This is a genomic window from Niallia sp. (assembly GCF_031978665.1).
GTDB lineage: Bacteria > Bacillota > Bacilli > Bacillales > Cytobacillaceae > Niallia.
This window is the reverse complement of sequence record NZ_DALZDK010000019.1, coordinates 36,555-60,100: the sequence shown is the minus strand read 5'-3', so window position 1 is coordinate 60,100 and position 23,546 is coordinate 36,555. Positions and strand designations below refer to the sequence as shown.

At 37.1% G+C, this 23,546-nt stretch carries 18 protein-coding genes; all 18 read right to left on the bottom strand.

Going from position 1 to position 23,546, the window contains the following annotated elements:
• Positions 1-4: 4 nt before the first annotated feature.
• A complete protein-coding gene (locus RTL21_RS12055; RefSeq protein ID WP_312096130.1) occupies positions 5-1,312 on the bottom strand; it encodes an ABC transporter substrate-binding protein in 1,308 nt (435 codons plus the stop codon).
• 254 nt (positions 1,313-1,566) lie between these two features.
• On the bottom strand, positions 1,567-2,526 hold the full coding sequence (locus tag RTL21_RS12050) for a phosphoglycerate dehydrogenase (protein WP_312096129.1): 960 nt from the start codon (positions 2,524-2,526) through the stop codon (positions 1,567-1,569).
• 85 nt (positions 2,527-2,611) lie between these two features.
• Positions 2,612-3,793 (bottom strand): pyridoxal phosphate-dependent aminotransferase, encoded by a 1,182-nt coding sequence (locus RTL21_RS12045; protein ID WP_312096168.1) that lies wholly within the window; start codon positions 3,791-3,793, stop codon positions 2,612-2,614.
• Positions 3,794-4,220: 427 nt separating this feature from the next.
• The gene (locus RTL21_RS12040) at positions 4,221-5,630 is read right to left on the bottom strand and encodes an MFS transporter (protein WP_312096128.1); all 1,410 of its coding nucleotides are present in this window, start codon (positions 5,628-5,630) and stop codon (positions 4,221-4,223) included.
• A 556-nt stretch (positions 5,631-6,186) separates the two neighbouring features.
• Positions 6,187-6,921: a hypothetical protein gene (locus tag RTL21_RS12035; RefSeq protein WP_312096127.1), complete on the bottom strand. Its 735-nt coding sequence runs from the start codon at positions 6,919-6,921 to the stop codon at positions 6,187-6,189.
• Between the two features lie 58 nt (positions 6,922-6,979).
• Entirely contained in the window at positions 6,980-7,672 is a 693-nt protein-coding gene (locus RTL21_RS12030; protein WP_312096126.1) for a hypothetical protein, read from the bottom strand.
• Between the two features lie 258 nt (positions 7,673-7,930).
• A complete protein-coding gene (locus tag RTL21_RS12025; RefSeq protein ID WP_312096125.1) occupies positions 7,931-8,491 on the bottom strand; it encodes a hypothetical protein in 561 nt (186 codons plus the stop codon).
• A 69-nt stretch (positions 8,492-8,560) separates the two neighbouring features.
• Positions 8,561-8,842: a hypothetical protein gene (locus RTL21_RS12020; protein ID WP_312096124.1), complete on the bottom strand. Its 282-nt coding sequence runs from the start codon at positions 8,840-8,842 to the stop codon at positions 8,561-8,563.
• Positions 8,843-9,036: 194 nt separating this feature from the next.
• Complete coding sequence (locus tag RTL21_RS12015) at positions 9,037-10,365, bottom strand: amidohydrolase family protein (protein ID WP_312096123.1); 1,329 nt, start codon at positions 10,363-10,365, stop codon at positions 9,037-9,039.
• Positions 10,366-10,377: 12 nt separating this feature from the next.
• A complete protein-coding gene (locus tag RTL21_RS12010) occupies positions 10,378-11,628 on the bottom strand; it encodes a Zn-dependent hydrolase (RefSeq protein WP_312096122.1) in 1,251 nt (416 codons plus the stop codon).
• Between the two features lie 95 nt (positions 11,629-11,723).
• Positions 11,724-13,058, bottom strand: coding sequence for a YjiH family protein (locus tag RTL21_RS12005; protein WP_312096121.1), 1,335 nt, complete (start codon positions 13,056-13,058; stop codon positions 11,724-11,726).
• Positions 13,059-13,344: 286 nt separating this feature from the next.
• Positions 13,345-14,574, bottom strand: a complete 1,230-nt coding sequence (hutI, locus tag RTL21_RS12000) for an imidazolonepropionase (RefSeq protein ID WP_312096167.1) — start codon at positions 14,572-14,574, stop codon at positions 13,345-13,347.
• Between the two features lie 48 nt (positions 14,575-14,622).
• Positions 14,623-16,293, bottom strand: a complete 1,671-nt coding sequence (gene hutU, locus RTL21_RS11995; protein WP_312096120.1) for a urocanate hydratase — start codon at positions 16,291-16,293, stop codon at positions 14,623-14,625.
• A 249-nt stretch (positions 16,294-16,542) separates the two neighbouring features.
• On the bottom strand, positions 16,543-18,009 hold the full coding sequence (locus tag RTL21_RS11990; protein WP_312096119.1) for a helix-turn-helix domain-containing protein: 1,467 nt from the start codon (positions 18,007-18,009) through the stop codon (positions 16,543-16,545).
• 66 nt (positions 18,010-18,075) lie between these two features.
• Positions 18,076-19,593, bottom strand: coding sequence for a histidine ammonia-lyase (hutH, locus tag RTL21_RS11985; RefSeq protein WP_312096118.1), 1,518 nt, complete (start codon positions 19,591-19,593; stop codon positions 18,076-18,078).
• A 496-nt stretch (positions 19,594-20,089) separates the two neighbouring features.
• Positions 20,090-20,422 carry a nucleotide pyrophosphohydrolase gene (locus RTL21_RS11980; RefSeq protein WP_312096166.1) on the bottom strand — a complete coding sequence of 111 codons (333 nt, stop codon included), beginning with the start codon at positions 20,420-20,422 and terminating at the stop codon, positions 20,090-20,092.
• 254 nt (positions 20,423-20,676) lie between these two features.
• Positions 20,677-22,350: a DUF2075 domain-containing protein gene (locus RTL21_RS11975; protein ID WP_312096117.1), complete on the bottom strand. Its 1,674-nt coding sequence runs from the start codon at positions 22,348-22,350 to the stop codon at positions 20,677-20,679.
• Positions 22,351-22,661: 311 nt separating this feature from the next.
• The coding region (locus RTL21_RS11970; protein ID WP_312096116.1) for a tRNA dihydrouridine synthase at positions 22,662-23,546 on the bottom strand (885 nt) is incomplete at its 5' end.

Sequence of the window (23,546 nt, the reverse complement as noted above, 5' to 3'; positions counted from 1 at the left end):
CCTATTATTCTGGTTTAACATCTTCTATTATCTTATTAATCTGAGCAATTAAATGATCCGCTGCTTTATCGGCCGATAATTTTCCATAGCCTAGTTGTTCAATGGTATCGATGAATTCATTATCGATCTCTGTATTAATGGAAATCGAATTCACTGGTTTTCCACTATTCTCTAAGCCTAAATCCACACTTTCTGCAATTAAAGGATCTAACTGGTCACTTTCAGCCAGCAGGTTTCTTCCTTTTTCTGTCGGCTGAGCACCACGCACAGAGCCAAGAATCTCAATCGCTTCCTCATCTGTTAAAAACCAATTCATAAATTTCACTGCTTCCTCAGGATTTTTTGATTTCTTGCTGACAGAAAAGACCTGAGACGGCTGTGTTCGAATCGCCGTATCTACCGCATCATCGCTGATTGGCAATAATAATGCTGTTAAATCATTTTTACTAGTTTTAAATGTTTCAATGGCAGAGGCACTCATCATAACAGCTGCTAAGTTGCCATTAATCCATTTCGGAGCCTCTTGAATTTTGTGTACGATCGTCGAGTAATCGCTAATTTCTGGCGCTACTTTTTTATCCCATAATTCTTCCACATAGTTTAAGCCATCCACTAAATCTTCCTTCTCAAATCCTAAGGTATAGTCATCATTAATTAAATTATTTCCTGTTTTTTGCTTCATATAAGTAGATACCAAATCTGCCATCTCACCTGGACCCATATTAAAGAAATATTGATCGGGATTATTCTTATTTACCTTTTCTCCCTCTTCAATCAGCTGCTCCCAATCATACTTCCCAGTTAAATCAATATTATTTTGGGTAAGCAGATTTTTATCGGCAAATAGCATAACTGCGTTTACACCAGTTGGAAGACCAATTAGCTTCCCATCAACCACACTGAAATCCTGCAGAAAATCATCACTAAATTCAGATAAAGATATAAGATCTTGATAGTCATCTAGATTGACAAAAGCATCCCCTTTACTTGCATACTCCGCCATATAATAGTAATCCATCTGCATAATGTCAGGAGCCGTTCCTCCAGCTATTTGCGTACTAAGCTTTTGATTATAGCCATCAAACCCACCATATTCTCCTTTGATTTCTACATTTGGATTCAATTCCATATATCTTTTTATTGCCTTTAATGTTGCATCATGTCGATCCTCTCCACCCCACCACGCAAACCTCAGTTGGACTTTCCCAGAATTACTCTTATCAGCTGCATCACTCCCACATCCAGAAAGCGCTAACAAAATCATCATCACTGTTAAAAAGCCTGCAAAAAACTTCCTCTTTGAGCCCTTCATATTGCATCTCCCCCTATTCTGTTCGTGTACTTGTATTGTAATTCAAAAGGTCAATAACACGAAAGGTATCTCGTTTGATAATTTGTATTCAAAAATAAAGCGTTTTCATAAAAAGGTATCTTTTTTTCTTTTTTTGGCTATATTTGATTAAGTTGGATAGAAGCACTAAACTTACGCTGTTTTCTTCTAGCTTACTAAAAGTCTAATTTAAAAGCCCTCCGTCATTAAGATGGATGGGCTCTCTAACGAAAGAATTATGCTCTTTGCTTTGGAATAACCACATAATCAAGTTCTTCATTATTAAGTAGTTTCTTCATATTTGAGATGGATAAATCACCTATTCTCTTTATTGATTCAAAGGTTGCTCCTCCAATATGTGGTGTTGCCACAATCTCCTTCCTTCTTGGAAAATCATTGATAGGTGGCTCTACCTCAAATACATCTAAAGCTGCACCTTTAATTTTTTTCTCCTCTAATGCCTTAGCTAAATCTAGTTCGTTAACTAATGGACCACGGGATATATTGATGATATAAGCTGTGGATTTCATTAAACTTAATGTTTCGTTATTAATGAGGTGTCTATTTTTTTCGTTTAAAGAAGTAGCAATAATAATATAGTCTGCCGTTTTAAATAGTTCATCTTTTTCTACAAATGTTACATTTAGTGTGTCTGCTGCAGGTTGATCGGGATAATTCGTGCAAACGATTGTTTCCATATCAAATCCGATTGCGCGTTTTGCGATTGCCTTGGCAATGGAACCGAATCCTATGATTCCCAGCTTCTTCTGGTAAATTTCATTCCCCATCGACAATTCCCAGTGTCCTGATTTTATTTCTTGATCCTTTTTAGGGATATTTCTTGCTGCTGATAGCATCAAACCGAAGGCTAGATCAGCTGCAGATTGAGCATTCACCCCTGGGGCATTTGTTACCTGAATCCCTTTCTCATACGCATACTCTACATCAATATTGTCATAGCCTGCTCCATATTTAATAATGTATTTTAAATGAGGTGCCGCCTCTATCACGTCACTATCAATTTTCACTACTGCGACAATAATAATGTCTACATCTTTTACTTCTCTTTTCAATTCTTCCTTCCCTATTCCATGATCCGTATATAATACTTTTACTTCCCCAAGTTGTTTTGCATCTTCTATAAATTTTGGATTTGCTTCATAGAAAGCATCTCTTAACATGATTAAAAGCTTCAAGTTTTTGACCTCCAAACGAACATATAGTGACTCTCATAGTAGTTGTTATGATTAAATAGGATTTGTACTTCTATCTAAATCCACTCTAGCTTTTTACTCTTACTTTTTTCAAAGCAATTGCTAATCGATCCATTGCCTCCTCAATTTGCTTATACTCTGTTGAATATGCCATTCGGAGATAGCCTTCTCCATAGTTTCCAAATGCAGACCCAGGAACACAAGCAATTTGAGCTTCTCTTAAAAGAAATGTCGCCAATTCTTTTGATGTCATTCCAATTCCTTTGAAAGAAGGAAAGACGTAAAATGCACCTTTAGGTACTACACAACTGACATGCTCTAACTCTCTTAATCTTTTAACTAATAGCTGACGCCGTTCATCAAAAGCTTTTACCATTTCTCCAACAGGCTCCTGAGTCCCCATATATGCTGCTACCGCTCCATATTGCGCAAAAGAAGTAGCACTTGAAGTGTTATATTGATGCACTTTCATAATAGGTTTCATTAACTTTTCAGGACCAGCTGCATACCCTAATCTCCAGCCATCCATCGCATATGCTTTTGAAAAACCGTTAATCGTAATGGTTCGCTCAAACATACCTGGTAAGGAAGCAATACTTATATGTTCTGCATCTTCATACATTAATTTTTCATAGATTTCATCGGATAGAACTAGTAAGTTATGATTAATCGCAATATCAGCCAATTCTTTTAAGTAAGCCTCTGGCAATACTGCTCCAGTTGGATTATGAGGGGAATTTAAAAGAATCATTTTTGTTCGGTTGGTTAATCTAGCTCGTACATCGTCTGGATTAAGAATGAAATCCTCTTCTTCACGTAGAGGAATCGAGATGACCACCCCTCCTGCAAGTTCAACAATGTATTGATATTCAAGCCATGCAGGATCAGGTATTAACACTTCATCACCTGGGTTTATAAATGCAAAAATCATGCTGATAATCGCTTCTTTACATCCAACAGTCACAACTATTTCTTTATTAGGATCCACATTAATTTTGTTTTCCCTTTTTAACTTATCAGCAATGGCTTCTCTTAGTTCTTGGATTCCATTATTTGCTGTATAGTGAACATGGCCCTTTTGCAAGGCTGCATTTGCAGCTTCTTTAATATGTATAGGGGTATCAAAATCTGGTCTTCCTATTTCCATATGTGTAATGTTAATCCCACTTTTTTGCATCGCATTTGCTTCATCAAAGATTTCTCTAATACTAGAAAAAGGAATATTGGCTAAACGATGGGCACTATCCATTGACAATATAAGCTCCTCCAAACATTCTATGATTTTATTTTCACAGGAAAATTTTAAAAAAGGGAGTAACCTGAGAGATATACAAGATGGAGGTATTACAAATAACAACAGCGGAAAAGAATGTTAACAAATTATTCTCCTATTTAACAATCTTCCATATCTACTGTCTCAGGGTTCGTTTTATGCTAATCCAAAGAGGTTTAATTTGAAGTTTCCACTAAGATGTTATTTTTCCTAACATCATTTTCCTTTATATGGGTTATAATATACCACTAGTTATTGTTTGTAAATGAGAATTTAATTAATTTTTAAAATATTCAAACTAATAGTCTTTGGAACATTTCTTATAATTTCTGCTATCTAATTAATTAAAAAACATAAATAATGCGTACAAGAAACTCTTGTACGCATTATAATCCAAGCATTTTTAGTGGGTATTTATTTTACTTCTTCTTGCTAAAAGCTCTTTTTCTACCTGTGGATAGATTTTATCTAATTTATAAAACAAGAGTAAGATCGATTGTAAAACATAGGTTGCAAGTGGCAGGTAAAGGAAAAGAGCATTAATACCGAACAGCGCTTCATCTGGCTGAACTGCTGCTCCACCAATATATCCAGTCCATCCTAACATCCATCCAACTAATGCTGCCCCGAGCCCGACTCCAATTTTCTGTCCCATACTGCCGGCGCTATAGACCAAACCTTCATTTCTAATCCCTGTTTTATATTCACCATATTCTATCGTATCAGGTAAAAACGCCCATAGCGCTCCCGTAAACGGGGATTTTCCTAATCCTCTTATAATTTGGCCAATTATGACGAAATAGATATTGGTTATATCAATCATAATGATCAGTGTACCTATAATAGAAATGATGGAACCAGCTAACACGATATTTCTTTTCCCAAATCGCTTAAATAGTGCTGGCATAAAGAAGAATCCAACGATAACGGGGATGGTAATGGCCATTGTTAATATACCTGTTAATGTTTGATTATCCAGTAGATATTGAGCATAATAAATGGTACTTCCTTGCCATAGAGCCGTTCCCATGCTGTATATGATAAAGAAGCCGAATATCATCGCCCAATATTTATTTTGTAATAAAGCCTTTAAACTAACTTTTAATGGTATCTTTTCCTCTGTTTTTTCTTGTGTAAATTGTACCCTTTCTTTAGTTGCTTTAAAGGTAAATAAAAATAAGAAAATCGCGATAATCCCATAAACAATGTATGTCATGACCCATCCAGTTTGTTTTCCTCCAAAGAAATCCACCAATGGAAGCGTCAAACTACTAACAAGAATGACCCCTATTTGTGCAAGAAACATTCTAAAAATATTTAATATAGAACGTTGATGTTGATCTTGCGTAATCAACGAATTTAGTGTCCCATACGGAATAACAACCGATGTAAATGCTAAAGTCAGAATGTTATAGGTTATAAAAGCATAAATGATTTTTCCTGTCGCGCCAACATCAGGAACTGTAAATAACAAAACGGTCATGGCAGCAAATGGTACACACATCCATAAAATCCACGGTCGCGCTTTACCATGTTTCGATTTCGTTCGATCCACTACTACTCCCATTGCAACATCTGAAATTCCATCTAAAAATCGGGAAACAAGCATAATGGTACCTACAACTGCAGCCGAAATACCCACTACGTCTGTATAGAAAAACACAATAAACATTCCCATCGATGCCCATACAAAGTTGACAGCTAAATCGCCAACACCAAATCCCAGTCTCTCACCAAATCCAATCTTTTTCCCTATCGTCGTATCCACTGATTGTAAATTTTCATTTGCATTACTCTCACTACCATGCTTCATATTCTACCTCCCCAAAATATGTAAAACTTCTATACAAAGACGTAAATAATTCATTGTTTAAAAGGCTTTCCATATGAAACAAGTTATTCTTAAAAGTTATGTTGGTTGGCTTACGATATGTATAATTGAAAGATATTTAAGAAATGAATCATTTCAGCGATTTGCTTTATATGTTTTTTATAACCCTCAAAGCTTCTAATCTGATATTCTAATTGTTTTCAAAATCCTATTTCATTGCAAAATGGTTAATTCTTCATTATTTACAATAGCACTATCAACATTCGCTACGTCTTTTGTATCATATACTCCATTCACTCCCCTTTAGAAATCGTTTTCAGGTTCTATTGTATGTATTATATCTTGTGCATATGATGGTTAATTGCATTTTTGAATAATGCTGCTAAAGATAGATAAAGAAAGATATTACTTGACGCACAAGCAAGCATTTATTCTCATAGCGTTTAAAACTACTACAAAAAAGCACACACAAATGCTGATTTAACAACATTTTTGCGTGCTTTTAAAATTTAGGATTAAGTAAGAACCATCTCTCCATTTAATGATAAATCCTCTTTCCATCCCAATTTACAGGTGCTTTTTGCCCCTCTGTTTTATATGCTAACGCAATATCTCCTGTTTCCTCTGGATATTTAACCTTATTCAATTTATCGTAATCTTCTAAGGTTAAATCCTTTAGTAGCGTCTCTGTGAAATAGATGGTGATATTGTTTTGTTGAAATTGGCTAATCCAAAGGTCAATTTCATCCGGGTTTTTTAAAAGAAATTTTTTCAAAACCATTTTTCCATCTAGCGTTAGTCCCTTCATGGCTAATTCAATACAATGCCAATAGGTCCCAGGACTGTATTTTCTTCCGTTGACCACATAAAGAAAGCGCCCCATCGTTACACTTTCCATTTTTTCAAAAGGAAGATATAGTTCCTGTATTTCAGTCGTTTTTTGATTTTTTATCGTTTGGGTAAAGCCCATTGGCTGGAGTTCAATAACCACTTCATGATGGTGGATTTTCCGAGTGGTTGTCGCTATGATAACACCTATAAATGCCGGTAGCATCGCTCCTAATCCAATGAGAAATATCGGCCAAACTACCTTTTCCAATGAATACACATAGACAGCCAACCCAATTAAAGCAGCTACCATGGAAAAAAACAAAATACAACTGAAAATATTTCCCCATTTCTCCTTTTTTGTATAGCGATTGGAATAGATTAAATCCTTTTCCCTTGTATAGAAAGTATCGAAATCATAATGTTCATTGATATCGAATGCCATATGAATCTCCCTTTTTTATAAATTCGATTAACCAAAATTTCATAGGATTGTTTCTCCATCATTCACTGACTATTTGTTGGACCATTTTATATTTATTTGGACTATCTCCATAGGCATCTTTTAGCCCTTTTTCATATGGAGGTACATTCACATATTTAGGAATTCCCTTTGCCCTAATCCTATCATCTATTTGCTTTAACTCTTCTATATTCATCCTTGTATTTCCCCATATATCTATATTGGTACCATCTTTAAAGTTAACATAATAATCAAATCTTTTATTTCGGGATGTTGCCTTATCAATAACAACCGATTCAATATCCTCCCAGGCATATGTCTTTTTCTCTCCTGACAAAAATGGATCATAGGTAATCGAATGCTCTCCTACCTCCAAATAACTAAAAAAGGATAAATACATCACTGGTATACATGGAATAATGAACAGCAAGATTCTTTTCAAGAATTTTTTCCCAGTCAGTTTTGAACGATTTATTAAGATAAATTCTAAAATAGAAGGAATGATTAGAAACGCTATTAAGATAATCATCAATTGGAATAGCGGATTCGAATTAGGAGTTGTCAGAAAGGAATCAGCAGTTGAAAAGGTTTTAATTTGTAAATGCTCCATTCCCTCGATTATTCCCCAAGCAATACCTAGTCCAGGCACAAGATAAAAGATAGCCAGAAAAAAATCCTTCTTTGTACGCTTCGCCGCTTCCTTCTCCACTTGTTCTAAAGTTGTCTTTTCCATCTATATTTTCCTTTCCATTGATTTTCTTTAGTAATAGTACGATTTCTTTGGGTGTAGGTTTCTAGGTAATTGGTTCTGTTTATCGAAACTTAATGTTTCTAAAGGGGAATTCTCCTTCTTTCGTCAAATAACCATTGTTCCATTAAATACAAAAAAGACAAAGCATAATATCCTTGTCTCCTTTTTCACTATAAAATAATAGGTAGCTTTTTGCTTCTTATATATTTAATGCATTCAACACTTAGAATTAATAAACAGTCATGATTCTTTGTATTTATTTAGATTACTAATATGTTTACTTAAATACTCTTCTATTTGCATATACCTTAATATCGGGGATTGCAATGCTTTCGTTTCTTTTCTTGCATACGCTCTTAATGCTGTTAAACAATCTTGATAGCTTTCATTTATAATAAGTTCAAGATTTATTTTATACTTATCATAAAGCATTCCTTTTACCACATTTAGTTGATATATTTGGCTATTGTCACGGGTTGTTTTATTATCCTTCACAATTGGCGACCACAGCATATAATGTTTTTGATAGTCTGGTAGATACTTTTCAGCATAATCAATGTCTTTACTAAATTTATCAACTAATTTCTGGATGTTATTGTTCTTATAATCTCTTCCTACATATAGTAACCCTGTAGTTAAATGGGTTGTCGATTCACAAACGTAGGCTTCATTTGTTTTTAGATTAATACCTACCACATCAATTTCACCTTGAACGTCTTTTGTATAAAGATTTTTTTGAACAAAATCACATTCCTTTATGTATTCCAAATAGGACGCGACAATTTCTTCTCCTATATTCACAGATACCCTCCATAATATTCCTTCGTTTTCTATGACACCGAAAATTTTTTAAATGTATATGGAATACTTTTATTCTCCTAAACTATATTTATATTTCTTATTGATTTTTTCAGCAATGCTCTTTAAGAATGCTTCTACCGTCACATGTTCCACATCCCTTGTATACCATGCTAGTTTTGCATCTTTATGTTGTCCATCATAGCTCACTTCTAGTGGCCAAAAGGTATTTGTTGCATAGGTATAATCGAAATGGATATAAAGTTCCTTTCCTTTTGGGCATTCTAAAATAACCTTATAAACTGGATTTTTTCCTTCTGTATTAAATTTTACCTTTTTGATTTTTGCTAGCATACTGACCACCCTTTAAGTTGAAAATTAATGAAAAAACTTTTATTCATTACTAGTTCTTTAGTGATATGGATAAATTAACCTAGTCATATTATACCATTATACTTATTCGAATTTGTTGGTGTAGGCTCATTGTGGCTCACAACAAAATAAGGACAAGGTATCCCTTGCCCCCACATACTCTTATTCTGTACCTTTTAATCTCTATTCATTTCCCTAGTCTTTTCAAAAAAAGTATTCACCCGTTTCCCAATAGCCTCCTCCGAAACGGTCAATAACTTCCCATCTCCGACAATCTGCTTCCCTTCCACAAATACATCCTTAATGGCATTTGGCTGCATCGAATAAACAATATTGGCAATTAAGTTTGTTTTTGGGAGCAACGACAAATCATTGGTATCGATCGCTACGAAGTCGGCCTGCATTCCTTGTTCTAATTTTCCGATTGGTAAACGCAAGATTTCCCCGGCATTTTTCGTTCCCATATCAAATACTTGCTGGGCATTTACAGCGGTTCCATCGAGTCTATCAACTTTTTGTAAAATCGAGCACATTCTCATTTCCTCAAAAACGGAAATTCGATTATTGCTACACGCACCATCTGAGCCCAGTGTAATATTTACACCTGACTTCACTAAATCTGGAATTTTCGTAATCCCGTCAGCGAGAAACATATTGCTAGAAGGACAATAAGCAAGAGATGTATTTCGCGAACCAAGAAGATCTATTTCCGCTTGCTCCAGCCAAACCAAATGAATCGCGATCATGCGCTCATCGACTACACCTAATGAATCTAAGTAATGAACTGGTCGGAGTCCATATTTCTCTAATGTCTCTTCTACCTCAAAGGGTTCTTCTGCTACATGAATGTGGAACGGTGTGTCAATCTCACAAGCAAGACGATGCCCAGCTTTGATCATTTCTGGAGATGCGGCATGTGGACTATGTGGAGCTGGTTGGATATGCACCATCGAATTGCCTTGGTATTTTTTCGCAAGCTCATACGTTCTAGAAACAGCTTGGTCAATGGTCTCAATATACGCTTTCGGAGCTCCATCCCAATCGTACATCGTCCGTGCTAACACAAGTCTAATTCCAACATCCTTTGCTGCTTGAATGACTGCTTCATCATACGCTATTCCATTGTTATGAACATAGAAAAAATCACTGACCGTTGTCGCTCCATAGCGGAGCATTTCCCCGAACGCAAACAAAGCACCAGTGTAAATCGCCTCTTCATCTAAGTAAGGGGTATATTTATATAATGCCTCATCCCTCCATTCCAAAAATGGTCGATCGACAGCAATACCTCTCAGTAAGCTTTGAAAGGAATGGTTGTGGGAATTTACCGTGCCTGGAATAATCGTTTTTCCTTCTAATGAATGAACATTGACCCCTTTATACTTTTCTTTTAGCTTCATTATTGGACCAATTTCCTTAATCACTCCCTCTTCCACATACAAACTATATTGCTCTTTAAAATTCTCGTTCGTATAAACACTATCCGCTATAAATAAATTCCCCACCTATTCTCCTCCTTATTGACTGTTATCCAGTGCCAAAATAGTATGTAATAATACGTTTCCAGCTTTTTCAATATCAGCAATCCGACTCTCTTCTTCTGGACAATGACTTTTCCCTGCTAAGCTTGGAACAAATAGCATGCCAGCTTGGGTGACCGATGCCATATGGGCAGCATCATGACCTGCCATGCTGCCTAACCGGTAAGAAGGATAGCTAAGTTTATTCGCTTGCTCCTCACAACATGCCAGTATCTTTTCACTCATTGGTGATGGTACTTGATCAAGCTTTACTTCTCGTTCCACCTTCACCTTTCTATGCCTATGAATGCTTTCGACCCTCTCTTCCCATTTCGATACTATATCCCTGATTTTCTCCCTCGCTTGCCCTCTAATTTCTATGGAGAAAGTCACTTCACCTGGTACAATATTCGTCGCATTCGGCTTTACAAAGACCTGGCCAATCGTTCCAACAACCTCTTCATCAGGATAGTTTAATAAAATATCTTCTAATGCGATTGCCATGCTTGCCGCTGCTAAAAAGGCGTCCGCTCTATCCTTCATTAATGTCGTCCCTGAATGATTCGCATCCCCTCTAATAATTACTTCTTCACGGTAGATGCCAGTAATGCCTGTTACAATTCCAATCGGAATTTCTCGTTTCAGTAACCTTTTTCCCTGTTCAATATGTACCTCCAAATAGGCAGCAAATTCAAAGGGGCTTCTTATAGCACTTACAAAATCATTCGGATCACCGCCTGCTTCCTGTAATGCTTCTGTTAACAATTGTCCGTCTGGATTTGTGACACCAGCTATATCTTCAGCCGTTACTTTTCCAGTTATTACTCTACTACCAAATGTCGAGAAACCAAATGGATTAGGCTCTTCTGCACTGAATGAGACAAGCTCTAATGGATGGATTGTTTTCACGTTATTTTCTTCCAGCACCTGCATTACTTCCAATGCGAGAATCACACCAAGCGCTCCATCATAGATTCCGCCATTTGGAACAGAATCAATATGGGAACCAAATGCTATAACTGGTAATTCCGAATTAGCCCCTTCTCGTCTCCCCCAAATGTTTGCCGCTGCATCCACATGGACAGCTAGGTTCAATAGATGAAGCTCCTGCTTCAACCAGTTTCTCGCCTCGATTTCTGCTGGAGTAAACGTTGTCCTGTCCAAGCCTCCATTCGCATTGCAACCAATCTTTCCTAATGCAAATAGCTTCTGTTCTATTCGTTGTTTATTTACATTAATCTTATTCAACCTCATGCCCCCTTATAATTCTCCTAGTCTATAATTAACAACCAAACTCCCCTAACCAACCTTGGTTAGGAGAGCATAAATTTATGAAAAACAAACTATAATAGCAAAAAGGCAATTGGCGTTACAATAATCAGTGTCAAGATTGTTCGCTCAATCCAGATAACAAGCAATTTAGGAATACTCACTGGAATATCCGTTGATAGAATGCAAGGAACGAGAGAAGAGAAAAAGATAACTGCTGAGACTGATAACGTTCCGATGACAAATCTAGTAATTAATTCTGCTTCCGCTACAAGCCCTGCTGGTAAAAACATCTCTGCAACCTCAACCGCTGAAGCCTTTGCAGCTAGCATCGGATCTGGAATTTGCAGAATCCATGTGAATGGATAGAAAATCATCCCGATAATATCAAAAACCGGTGTATATTCCGCTAATACTAAGCCAAGTAACCCAACAGATAATATAGATGGTAAAATTGCCATTGTCATGATAAATCCATCTTTTAAATTGCTAACGATATTTTTATAGATTGGTAACGAGTCATCAACAGCATCCATTGCTTGTTTCCATGCATGATGTAATCTTTTCTCTTTAATCACCTCTTCTGGATTCGCATTTCCTTGGTAATACTCCTCACTCATTCTATTAAGTGGCCATATTCGAACAGTGATGGCTGTTACAGCAAACGTTACAACTAAAGTAACCCAAAAGTAAATATTCCAAATGTCCATTAAACCCAGTGTTTTCGCTACCACAATCATAAAAGTAGTCGAAACAGTGGAAAACCCTGTTGCAATAATCGTTGCTTCTTTGATGTTGTATTTTCCTTCTTTAAACACTTTATTCGTAATCAATAGCCCAATAGAATAGCTTCCTACAAAGGAGGCAACGGCATCAATTGCAGAACGACCTGGCGTTTTCCAAATAGGGCGCATAACTGGCTGCAGAAAGACTCCAATGAATTCTAATAATCCATATCCTGCTAATAATGCCAAGAATACTGCGCCAATTGGGACAAGCACTCCAACAGGAACAACTAGCTTGTCAAATAAGAAAGGCCCCATTCCTGGTGCAAAAAACCATGCTGGTCCAATTTTAAAGACATAAAAGACGGCAAATACAAGCCCGATGACTTTGAAAAAAGATAACACGATATTAACTGCATTTTTATTCCATGATTTATTTACAAATGGATAAATGGCGCCAAATAATATGACAAGTAACGCATAGTACGGTAAGACGACTGGGACGGATTGTTGAACAAAGGTGACTAGATGATCGAGTGGGATTGTAGAGTTTCCATTGATGGTAATAGGGATGAAAAAAGTAAAAATACCGATTAAGCTATAAACAACAAACTTAAAAACTTTTAGACTACTATTTGGACTTTTTCCTTGTTCTAAAGGGATTTGTCTTTCGGTATTTTCCATGCGCGTTCCTCCAATTTATAATACTTAAAAAATGTTTTCTTTGGGAATGAGGCCCGTTGATTTCCGCTCCTGACACTTGCTTTCCGCGGGGAGGAAGCTGAGCCTCCTCGGCTTCGCCTGTGGGGTCTCAGCCTTTCCTCTTTTTCCCGCAGGAGTCAAGTGTCCTTCGCTCCAATCAACTCAGGATGTTAAAGTTTATTCATAAAAAAACAACCTTCGATGAAACTTTTTAATACTATACCTAGAGATGATAATGTAATATCTCCAAATTCAATCATGTCTACCTTTATTGAAGCTGTTTTTCTATGACGACTGGTATTCCTTTTTTTATGACCGTATCCACATGGTTCATTCCATATTGATAGGATAGAGTTAGATAATTGGGTACATCGAAAATGGTGATGTCTGCTTGCTTTCCTTTTTCTAAGCTACCTATCGTGTTAGCACGGCCAATGGCATGAGCTGCATTTATGGTTGTGGCGGTGAGAACTTCTTCTGGTGTCATTCCCATTTTCAAGCAACCTAAATTCATAATGAACGGGAGTGATAGGGTTGGCGAGGACCCTGGATTGGCATCTGTTGATAGGGCTACAGCAACGCCATAATCAATCATTTTTCTCGCTTCCGCAAATTCTGCCATCAAGAAAAATGCAGTACCTGGTAATAGAACAGCCATGACATCACGCTCTGCCAACTTTTCGATCCCTTGATTCGAAGCTCTTAATAAGTGATCTGCAGAAATTGCACCTACTTCTGCCGCTAGTTCTGCACCACCGTATGGTTCAATTTCATCGGCATGGATTTTTGGAATTAATCCATATTCCTTCCCAGCTTCTAATATCCGTCGTGATTGTTCTGGCGTAAACACACCTCGTTCACAAAAGACGTCATTAAACGTTGCTAAGCCTCTACTTGCCACTTCCGGAATCATCTCGTTAATCACTTGATCAACGAAACGTTCTGGATCGCCTTTATCTACCAATGGGATGGCATGTGCCCCCATAAAAGTAGAAACGATATCCATGTGGTGATCTTCCTGTAGTTTTTTTGCAACCTCGAGCTGTTTTATTTCATGCTCTAAGGACAAGCCATAGCCACTTTTCGCTTCTACTGTTGTCACACCATGGAGTAAAAATTGATCTAATCTTGCTTTTGACTCCGTGTATAATTGCTCAAAAGACGCTCCCTGTGTCGCACGAGTGGTCGCATGAATTCCTCCACCGGCATTCATAATATCCATATAGGTTTTTCCTTGGAGGCGCATCGCATATTCCTTTTCTCTTGTACCGGCGTGGACCAAATGTGTATGTGGATCGATTAAACCTGGTGTTACCGTCTTATTCGTCGCATCTATATGGTTTGCATCCGCAATTAATTCTGAATATTTTGCTTCGATTGCACTTGTTTTCCCAACATCAAGAATCCTGCCATCCTTAACGAGCACTGCTCCATTTTCAATCACAGTAATCTCGCTCATCGCTTGTTTTTTAGCTGGCTTTTCAGAATGACCTTCCATCGTAATTAGCTGTGCTGCATGTTTAATAAACAGTAAATCCGTCAAGCATCACACCTCCGCATTTTTTAGCATCGGAATATGGATTCCTTTTTCTTTCGCTGTTTTCACAGCAGCCTCGTAACCTGCATCGACATGTCTAACTACCCCCATGCCTGGGTCTGTCGTCAATACTCGTTCCATCCGCTTTTCCGCATCCTTTGTTCCATCCGCTACAATGACCATGCCCGCATGAAGAGAGTAACCCATACCAACACCGCCACCATGGTGTACACTCACCCAGCTTGCGCCACCAACACTATTGATTAACGCATTTAAAATTGGCCAATCTGCAACAGCATCACTGCCATCCTTCATCCCTTCAGTCTCACGGTTTGGCGATGCAACAGAGCCAGAATCTAAATGGTCACGCCCGATGACGATTGGTGCTTTCAATTCTCCACTTGCAACCATGTCATTAATAATTTTTCCAAACCTTGCCCGTTCCCCATAACCAAGCCAGCAAATCCGGGATGGCAAGCCTTGAAAGCTGATTTTATCCTGTGCCATTTTAATCCACTTACACAAAGACTCATTGTCGCTAAATTCCCTTAGAATGACCTCATCTGTTTTATAAATATCTTCCGGATCACCTGATAATGCTACCCAACGGAATGGTCCTTTTCCTTCGCAGAATTGAGGACGGATATATGCTGGGACAAAACCAGGAAAATCAAAAGCATTTGCTACTCCTTCATCTTTTGCAACCTGACGAATATTGTTACCATAGTCAAAGGTAACAGCTCCTTTTGCTTGCATATCTAACATCGCCTGCACATGTGCGGCAATACTCTTTTTCGCTAATATGGTGTACGTTTCTGGGTTGGAAGTTCTTAGTTCTGCCGCTTCATCGAGCGTCATTTGTGCAGGCACATAGCCGTTCAGTGGATCATGGGAAGAGGTTTGATCTGTCAGTACATCTGGTATAAAGCCTCTTTCAATCATTTGAGGTAAAATTTCAGCTGCATTTCCGAGTAAGCCAATCGATAGAGCACGCCCTTCTTGCTTTGCCTCCTTTGCCAAACGGATTGCCTCTTCTAGACTATCTGTGGAGGTATCCAAATATTTCGTTTCTAGCCTGCGGTCAATACGATGTTGGTCGACCTCTATCGCGATACACACCCCTTCATTTAAAGTTACAGCTAACGGCTGTGCTCCACCCATTCCGCCAAGACCGGCAGTTAGTGTGATTGTTCCTTTCAGGCTGGCTCCAAAATGTTGACGGGCACATTCTGCAAAGGTTTCATAGGTACCTTGGACAATTCCTTGGCTACCAATATAAATCCAGCTTCCAGCAGTCATTTGCCCATACATCATCAAGCCTTTTCTATCTAATTCATTAAAGTGATCCCAATTAGCCCATGCCGGAACGAGATTGGAATTGGCAATTAACACTTTTGGTGCATCCTTATGTGTTTTAAACACAGCAACTGGCTTTCCTGACTGGACGAGCAATGTTTCGTCCTCCTCCAATTGCTTTAATTCCTTCACAATCGCTTCATAGCATTCCCAGTTCCGTGCCGCTTTCCCTATACCGCCGTACACAACTAATTGATCGGGATTTTCCGCTACTTCTGGGTTCAGGTTATTGTTTAACATCCGTAAGGCTGCTTCAGATATCCAATTTTTCGCGTGTAACGTAGTACCTGTATATTGTTCGACTTGTCTTTTTATCTTTGTCACATATACCAACCCCTAAATAATTAAATTTTCTTATAATTTAAACTTTATCAAAATTTATAAATTATAATAGGTAATTAACTTATGAAAAAGAATAATTATTTACGTGTTGTATCTGACAAGCTGGTTGTAAACGTTTAAATTAATGATAATTATTTTGGATAGGGTAAAAATATTAGATAATAAGGGTATATACGTAGTTAAACTTAAGAAGCCTCTGGGAATGGTTTTCAAAAAGAGGCCTCTTCAAAATTAAAGAATTTGCTGTCTGATAAACTCTCTTGGAGATAGTCCTGTTTGTTTTCTAAAAATGCGGCTAAAGTAGTTTGGGTTATTAAAGCCGACTAATTTTGCTGTGTTTTGGATTGGTGTGTCGGAGGTGCTTAAGATATTCTTTGCTTTTTGAATGCGGATAGTTGTTAGGATTTCTCGAAAGCTTCTGTTGTTTTTGTTGGTTAATAAATAGCTGAAGTAAGATGGGCTTCGGCCAATGTGATTCGCCACTTCGACTAATGATAAATCGGAGCGATAATAATTTTTTTCCATATAAGTAATCGCTGCTTCCATGATATCCAGCTTTGGTTTTTCTACTTGTTTATTTTGCACATCAAATAAGTAATCAATAAACAAAATGATTTCCTGGACAATTCGATAGAGAACACTATAATTTAAGATTTTATTAAAAACATCCTTATAATAATTCTCACTGCTGCTGTCTTGCAGTCCGCTTTTAATCATATAGCGACGAACTTGTGCGAGAATACTCGTTAACCTCGTTCGAAGCATACTAGGAGAAGGATAAGGACTTTTCATGCTGAAAAATTCGCCGTACATCCATGCCTTTATTTCACTAATTTCCTTTTCATCAAGCATATAGACCCAATCCCGTTGCTGCTCCATCGTTAAAAAAGGATCTCTTTCTACCCATTCGTGAAAATCATTGGCCAAAATAACTTGACGGTATCCTGTATAAAACGTTACGTTTATCGCTTTTCTTAAGTGATTATACGTCTGATAGAGGGAATGCCGATCGCGACGACTGATGGCAATCGCAAGCGGCGCATCATGGTCAATTTCCCATTCTCTTAAGAACCGTTTGGCTTCATTGATTTCATCCTGTAGTTCATGTTGAAAGGCAAGGACCAAATGATCACTCGTCGAAAAAATAACGGGTTTGTAATAAAAATCAAATTCATTACTAAATGCTCTTATTTCATCCAATGCTTCATTCCATTCACTTTCTATGAGGAATACTGGGTATTCATACGGTATCAGGTCATCAATAAAAAGTGCTTCATATTTCGAGTCATATGCTGTTCTTGTGGTATTTTTTTCATCGGTCATGGGGGTTAATTGCATTCGCATTAATTCTTGAAAGGCTTTCTTGACGAGATTTGGCGTTAATGGTTTTACAAGTAGATCGACTGCTTTGATTGACATCGCCTGCATCGCACGCTCAAACGTAGTTTCAGCTGTAAGGGTAACGACATTCTTTGCATATCTATTAATATAGGATTGAACCATCCTCCAATGCGTATCCGGGATCATGTCTAATTCAATGAACAAAATATCCGGTAAATTTGTTTCGAGCACGGTTAATACATCAGCCAGCTCATTTCTTTTCTCGATGATAAAATCCGGTGATGAATATTTCGAAACAAGCCATTCGATTCCATTCACTTCTTGCCTGTCACGGTCTGCAATCAAGATTTTAAACATTAAAACCTGCTCCCTTATATAATGACTTTGACACTATTATAACAGTAGGCAGGCCATAGAATGATGCTATATTTTTTTATCATTAATTCCCCCTAAATCCATTTCACCTGATTCCTTCAATGCTTTATTTAACTTCTCGATATCCTCCGAGAAAATCCGATCCTCATCCATTGAAGCAACATATTTTCTTACTTGTTCCACTAACTTTTTCGTAAGAGCTGCCATCTTTTCTTTTCCGCGGATTTCTGCAGCCTGTGATGCACAGATCAATTCAATCGCCAATACTTTTCGTGTATGTTCAATAATGTGATACGCATGCCTCGCACCAATCGTGCCCATACTGACATGATCCTCCTGATTTGCAGAAGACGGAATCGAATCCACACTAGCCGGATGTGCCAATATTTTATTTTCCGAAACCAATGAAGCTGCGACATACTGCATAATCATCGCCCCAGATTGCAAGCCAGGCTTTGAGCTCAAAAATGCTGGCAAATCATTTAATTGAGGATTAACTAACCGTTCAATCCGCCGCTCCGAAATATTCGCCAGCTCCGCCATCGCAATCCCCATAAAGTCCATCGCAAGCGCAATCGGCTGACCATGAAAATTCCCACCAGAAATAACCTTTTCCCCATTGTTAAAAATCAAAGGATTATCTGTCGCTGCATTAATCTCTATTTCCAATTTATCTTTAACATATTGCAACGTCTGCCAAGTAGCACCATGTACTTGGGGAATACACCGAAGCGAATAGGCATCTTGGACACGTAGTTCTCCTTGCTTCGTTATTAGCTTACTTCCAGCAAGATAGGCTCGCATCCGCTGAGCTACGTCTATTTGCTCTTGATATCCTCTTGCCTGATGGATGTCATCATCAAAAGCATCGATAATCGCCCTTAGCCCTTCCATCGTAACGGCAGCAATTTGTTCCGCTTGATAGGCCAGTTTCTCCGCTTCTAAGTAGGCTACAACCCCCATCGCCGTCATCGCCTGCGTTCCATTAATCAGTGCTAGCCCTTCCTTTGCGGAAAGCCTGATTGGTTCAACGTCCTCAGCCTGTAACGCTTCTAGTGCAGGTATTCTTTTTCCTTTATAAAATACCTCTCCTTCTCCGAGAAGTGCCAAGGCAAGATGGGATAAAGGCGCAAGATCGCCGCTTGCACCAAGGGATCCTTGCTGCGGGATGACGGGATGAATTGCTTTATTCAGAAGTGCTAGTAATCTATCAATTATAAGAGGGCGAACTCCTGAATATCCCTTTAGTAAAGCATTCGCACGAAGAAGCAACATGGCTCTTGAAACCACTTCTGGAAAAGGTTCACCTACTCCACAGGCATGAGAATGGATTAAATTGAGCTGCAGTGTTTCCACATCTTCCTTATCAATGCGGACGTCGCTTAATTTACCGAAGCCTGTATTAATACCGTAGACCGTTTTTTCTTGGTTTACGATTTCTTCAACAGCCTTTCTGCTGCTTATTACTTTTGTTAGGCTTTCTTTTGAAGGTTGGACGGGTTCGTTGGTGTAGAGGATTTTTTTTAGTTGGGATAAGGTTAGGTTGTTGCCGGTTAGGGTGATCATGGTGGGGTTCCTCCTTTTTGAATAATTAGAGATATTCCTATAACTTTTAAAATCGGATATGTTCAGGTTTAATAAAAAAATTGGTAATTTAATTCGCATAATCTTTTCCTGTGTTTTAGTTACGTTCTTAAATAGGAAAATAATCATCAAAATAATATATAGTTTTAAAAGGGCTTAAATTCCTTAACTCTCCAATTAGTAAAATTTTTTCTACTCTAGCTTGCCTACATATCAATAGCTTTCTTTGTTAATACAGGATAAATCATAATGATTCCTTCCTATTGCCAAATAAGTTTCTCTTTCTCTATACAACGAACAGGAAGGATAAGAATAATTAGAGGAACTTTGATTTGTGTATGGTAAATACTAAAAACAACACAAAAAACGCCTCTAGCTAGTTGTAGAGACGAAATAAAATGTTTATTTAATACTATTCTCAAATACCTAATATTAAAAGTTAAGAAATCTTTAAAAGTCTAATTAATTAAACTCTACCTTATAAATCTGTATATTTCTTACTCGATCCAAAAGACTTATCAACTGGATATTTCTGATTATTTTTACGAAGTTTCTCTTTAATAGCATGTTCCAAATTTATTCCAATCTCATTAGACATCAACAATGCGTATATAACCACATCTGCTATTTCATCTTTAATATTCTCCATATTGGCAACTATACCTTCTTCACTAGTTTTCCACTGAAAGTTTTCCAATAATTCGCTTGCTTCCAAAGAAAGGGATATAGCTAAATCCTTAAGATTATGGAATTGTCTCCAATTTCTTTCGTCTCGAAAGCTTACAATTTCCTTAATTAATGGATCAAAAATTGATGCTTCAAAATTATATCCTTGCTCTTTGAGTTTTTCATAAATTTGTTCAGCTTTTTCATATTGAAAAGATGGGACAATTAACGAAATATCAACATTTTCACGCATATCCGTTTGCCAATCTATTTCAGGATAGTTAGCTTTTAGCTTTGATAAAACTTTATCTATTTTTTTACTGTCATCTATATAAAATGAATCCAAATACTTCAAAGTCAACATACCTTCTTCACTTACTTATTCTTGTCTACCTATTATTAATGATATTCACTCTTATCCTCTGCAACCTTCAGAATTTCATAGTTCTCCGTCCGATTCTCATAAAGTCTCATTAAATGTCCTCTTAGTTCTGGGTCACTTGCATATATATATAACCCTTTTATTCCCCTCTTCAATAGAACATTTATTGAATTTAGAATTATTCTTTCCTTTATATATTTAGGGTCATCGAATGCATCTTTTCCTTTGAACGCCTCTGTATCCTTATAATTTTCTGTAATTATTTTTAATTCATCCTTTTCCTGGTCATACGTAACCGATGGTCCCAAAATTACACCAACATAATTCAAATCAAATCCCTGAATTGTGTAGATAGAGCCAACTTCCTTTATAGTATCTTCCCTTTCAGCCCAGGTTGTATCTCTATTAGTAGTAGTATTCCAAGGTAATTTAAATTGATTTTCTTTTATATAATAAGTTTCACCATCTTTTTTATGAACATAATCGAAAGTTGATACCACTCTTGCTAAGCCAAAGTTTTTATTTTTCTCACATATTTTTTTATACATCTGAACTGCTGAATCAAAAATTTGAAAATCAAACTCTTCCTCTTTAGGAATAGGTAGTATCTTTTTTTCTACAAACTGATCAATCCAATTAATTATTTCAAGACTTGCCTGCATACGAAATTGATTTTTTAGTATGTATTCTTCTGAGTGATGATTATCTACAAGATGTAGTAGCTTATTTTTATCCCAATAGCTTTTCATTTTTAATACTTGCTTATCATCATATACCAATATGACAATTCTGCTATGTTTCATTATCTCTTCTAGATGGTTATTCTCATTAAAATTATTAAAGCTATCTGCTCGGGTTAATAATAAATGTGCTTCATCCACAAAAACTATATCCGCTTTTTCATTAGCCTTTTTCCTTTTGTTTATAAAAGGTGTAGGCTTGTCAAAATTATTCTTTTTTAGCGCTTTTACTTTTCCTGCAATTTTTTGATATGTTTTTAACATCTCACCATGATTAACTAATAAAAAATTATTACTATTATAAAGTGCTGATGATTTCTCCTTTGCTAGCTCTTGTATCCGATTAAAAACAGCGCTTAAGACAACACTCTTTCCAGTACCGGCTTCACCTTTAACAAGGAAAACAAAGGGCCTTTCATCATTAATATGTTTTTCACATACATCAATAATTTTCTCTTTCAATTCAATTTGTTCAATCGATAATTCTTTGAAAGGAGATAGCTTGAATATATCTTTATTTTCAATAACTTCTCTCGAGTGAGTAACGTAATCCTTTTCCTTTAACTGATCCCATAGTTCATTAAATAACTTTTCATTATAAAATGGCTTATCATAATAATTGTGACTAACACTATCAACTGTCTGACTCTTATTTTGAAGCTTATAGCGCTCATCTGCTAAAAAGTAATTAATCAGTTTTGTTTCAATATTATAGGTTGCTGAACGATTAAATTTTTCATGAATAATAACCGTCATCTTATCAAGAGATTTTCTTTCTGGATTTTTCAAATGATTTTTCATACGGTTTCGTACAGCTACCGTTTCTCCGATATAAACCATAGTATTATTGTTTAAGAAATACACAACTGGATAGTCAGAATAGGACTTACCATACAAAGAATCTATTGAAGAATGAGTAAATGGCATAGAGATTATTTCTAACATATTCATTGAGTTATTACCTTTCATATACAGATATATAAATATTTTACCACATTCAATTATAATGAGTTAAACTCCTTCTCCTTCCTTTTTTAAGTTGAGATTTTTCAATTCTGACATCCTATTTTTTTCAAATTTTATTCTTCTATTCTACAGGTAGCATCATTTTAACTAGGATAATAACGATAATTTTCATTTTCATACTAAACCCAAAAAAAATGGATGACATGAGTACAGTTTAATACCTACTCATAACATCCATTTATAATATCAGCTCTATCTTTTATCAGTTTTTTGCCCCTAATCCCATCAACATTTCCTCACTCGACAATCTCAAAACCATCAAGCATCGCACGCACTTCATCCGTAGACTTCGTACTCATCAATTGATTCCTTAATTCACTCGCTCCTCTAAATCCTTTCACATATATCTTAAAAAAGCGATGAAGAGCTTGGAATGGACGCGGCTCTAATTCACTTGAATATTTATCATGGAGATCCAGCTGCAATCTTAAGAGATCAAGGTATTCCTTGCTGCTATGCTCTCTCGGTTCTTTTTCAAAGGCAAATGGATTTTTAAAAATACCACGGCCAATCATAATCCCATCAACACCATATTGTTCAGCTAGCTTCAAGCCAGTTTGACGATCAGGAATATCCCCATTGATTGTCAAAAGCGTATCTGGTGCAATGCGATCACGGAGCTTCTTGATTTCCGGGATTAGCTCCCAATGCGCATCCACTTGGCTCATTTCTTTTCTTGTCCGTAAATGAATAGAAAGATTGGCAATATCTTGTTCTAATATATGTGTTAGCCAATCCTGCCACTCATCAAGCTCCGTGTAACCAAGTCTTGTCTTTACACTTACCGGTAATCCCCCCGCTTTCGCCGCTTGGATTAATTCTGCAGCGACTTCTGGACGTAGGATAAGCCCGCTTCCCTTCCCTTTGGCTGCCACATTTGGGACAGGACAGCCCATGTTAAGGTCAATCCCTTTAAATCCAAGCTCCGCCATACCAATACTCATTTGGCGAAAATATTCGGGCTTGTCTCCCCATATATGTGCAACCATTGGCTGTTCATCTTCGGTAAAAGTTAGTCGTCCACGGACACTTTGTTTTCCCTCTGGATGACAATAGCTCTCTGTGTTTGTAAACTCGGTAAAAAACACATCTGGTCTACCTGCTTTACTCACCACATGGCG

Excerpts from the sequence above, each read along its gene's own strand:
- RTL21_RS12055 (WP_312096130.1), bottom strand. The coding sequence starts at position 1,312 with ATGAAGGGCTCAAAGAGGAAGTTTTTTGCAGGCTTTTTAACAGTGATG.
- RTL21_RS12045 (WP_312096168.1), bottom strand. The coding sequence starts at position 3,793 with ATGGATAGTGCCCATCGTTTAGCCAATATTCCTTTTTCTAGTATTAGA.
- RTL21_RS12040 (WP_312096128.1), bottom strand. The coding sequence starts at position 5,630 with ATGAAGCATGGTAGTGAGAGTAATGCAAATGAAAATTTACAATCAGTG.
- RTL21_RS12035 (WP_312096127.1), bottom strand. The coding sequence starts at position 6,921 with ATGGCATTCGATATCAATGAACATTATGATTTCGATACTTTCTATACA.
- RTL21_RS12030 (WP_312096126.1), bottom strand. The coding sequence starts at position 7,672 with ATGGAAAAGACAACTTTAGAACAAGTGGAGAAGGAAGCGGCGAAGCGT.
- RTL21_RS12020 (WP_312096124.1), bottom strand. The coding sequence starts at position 8,842 with ATGCTAGCAAAAATCAAAAAGGTAAAATTTAATACAGAAGGAAAAAAT.
- RTL21_RS12005 (WP_312096121.1), bottom strand. The coding sequence starts at position 13,058 with ATGGAAAATACCGAAAGACAAATCCCTTTAGAACAAGGAAAAAGTCCA.
- hutI (WP_312096167.1), bottom strand. The coding sequence starts at position 14,574 with ATGGAAGGTCATTCTGAAAAGCCAGCTAAAAAACAAGCGATGAGCGAG.
- RTL21_RS11990 (WP_312096119.1), bottom strand. The coding sequence starts at position 18,009 with ATGTTTAAAATCTTGATTGCAGACCGTGACAGGCAAGAAGTGAATGGA.
- hutH (WP_312096118.1), bottom strand. The coding sequence starts at position 19,593 with ATGATCACCCTAACCGGCAACAACCTAACCTTATCCCAACTAAAAAAA.
- RTL21_RS11975 (WP_312096117.1), bottom strand. The coding sequence starts at position 22,350 with ATGAATATGTTAGAAATAATCTCTATGCCATTTACTCATTCTTCAATA.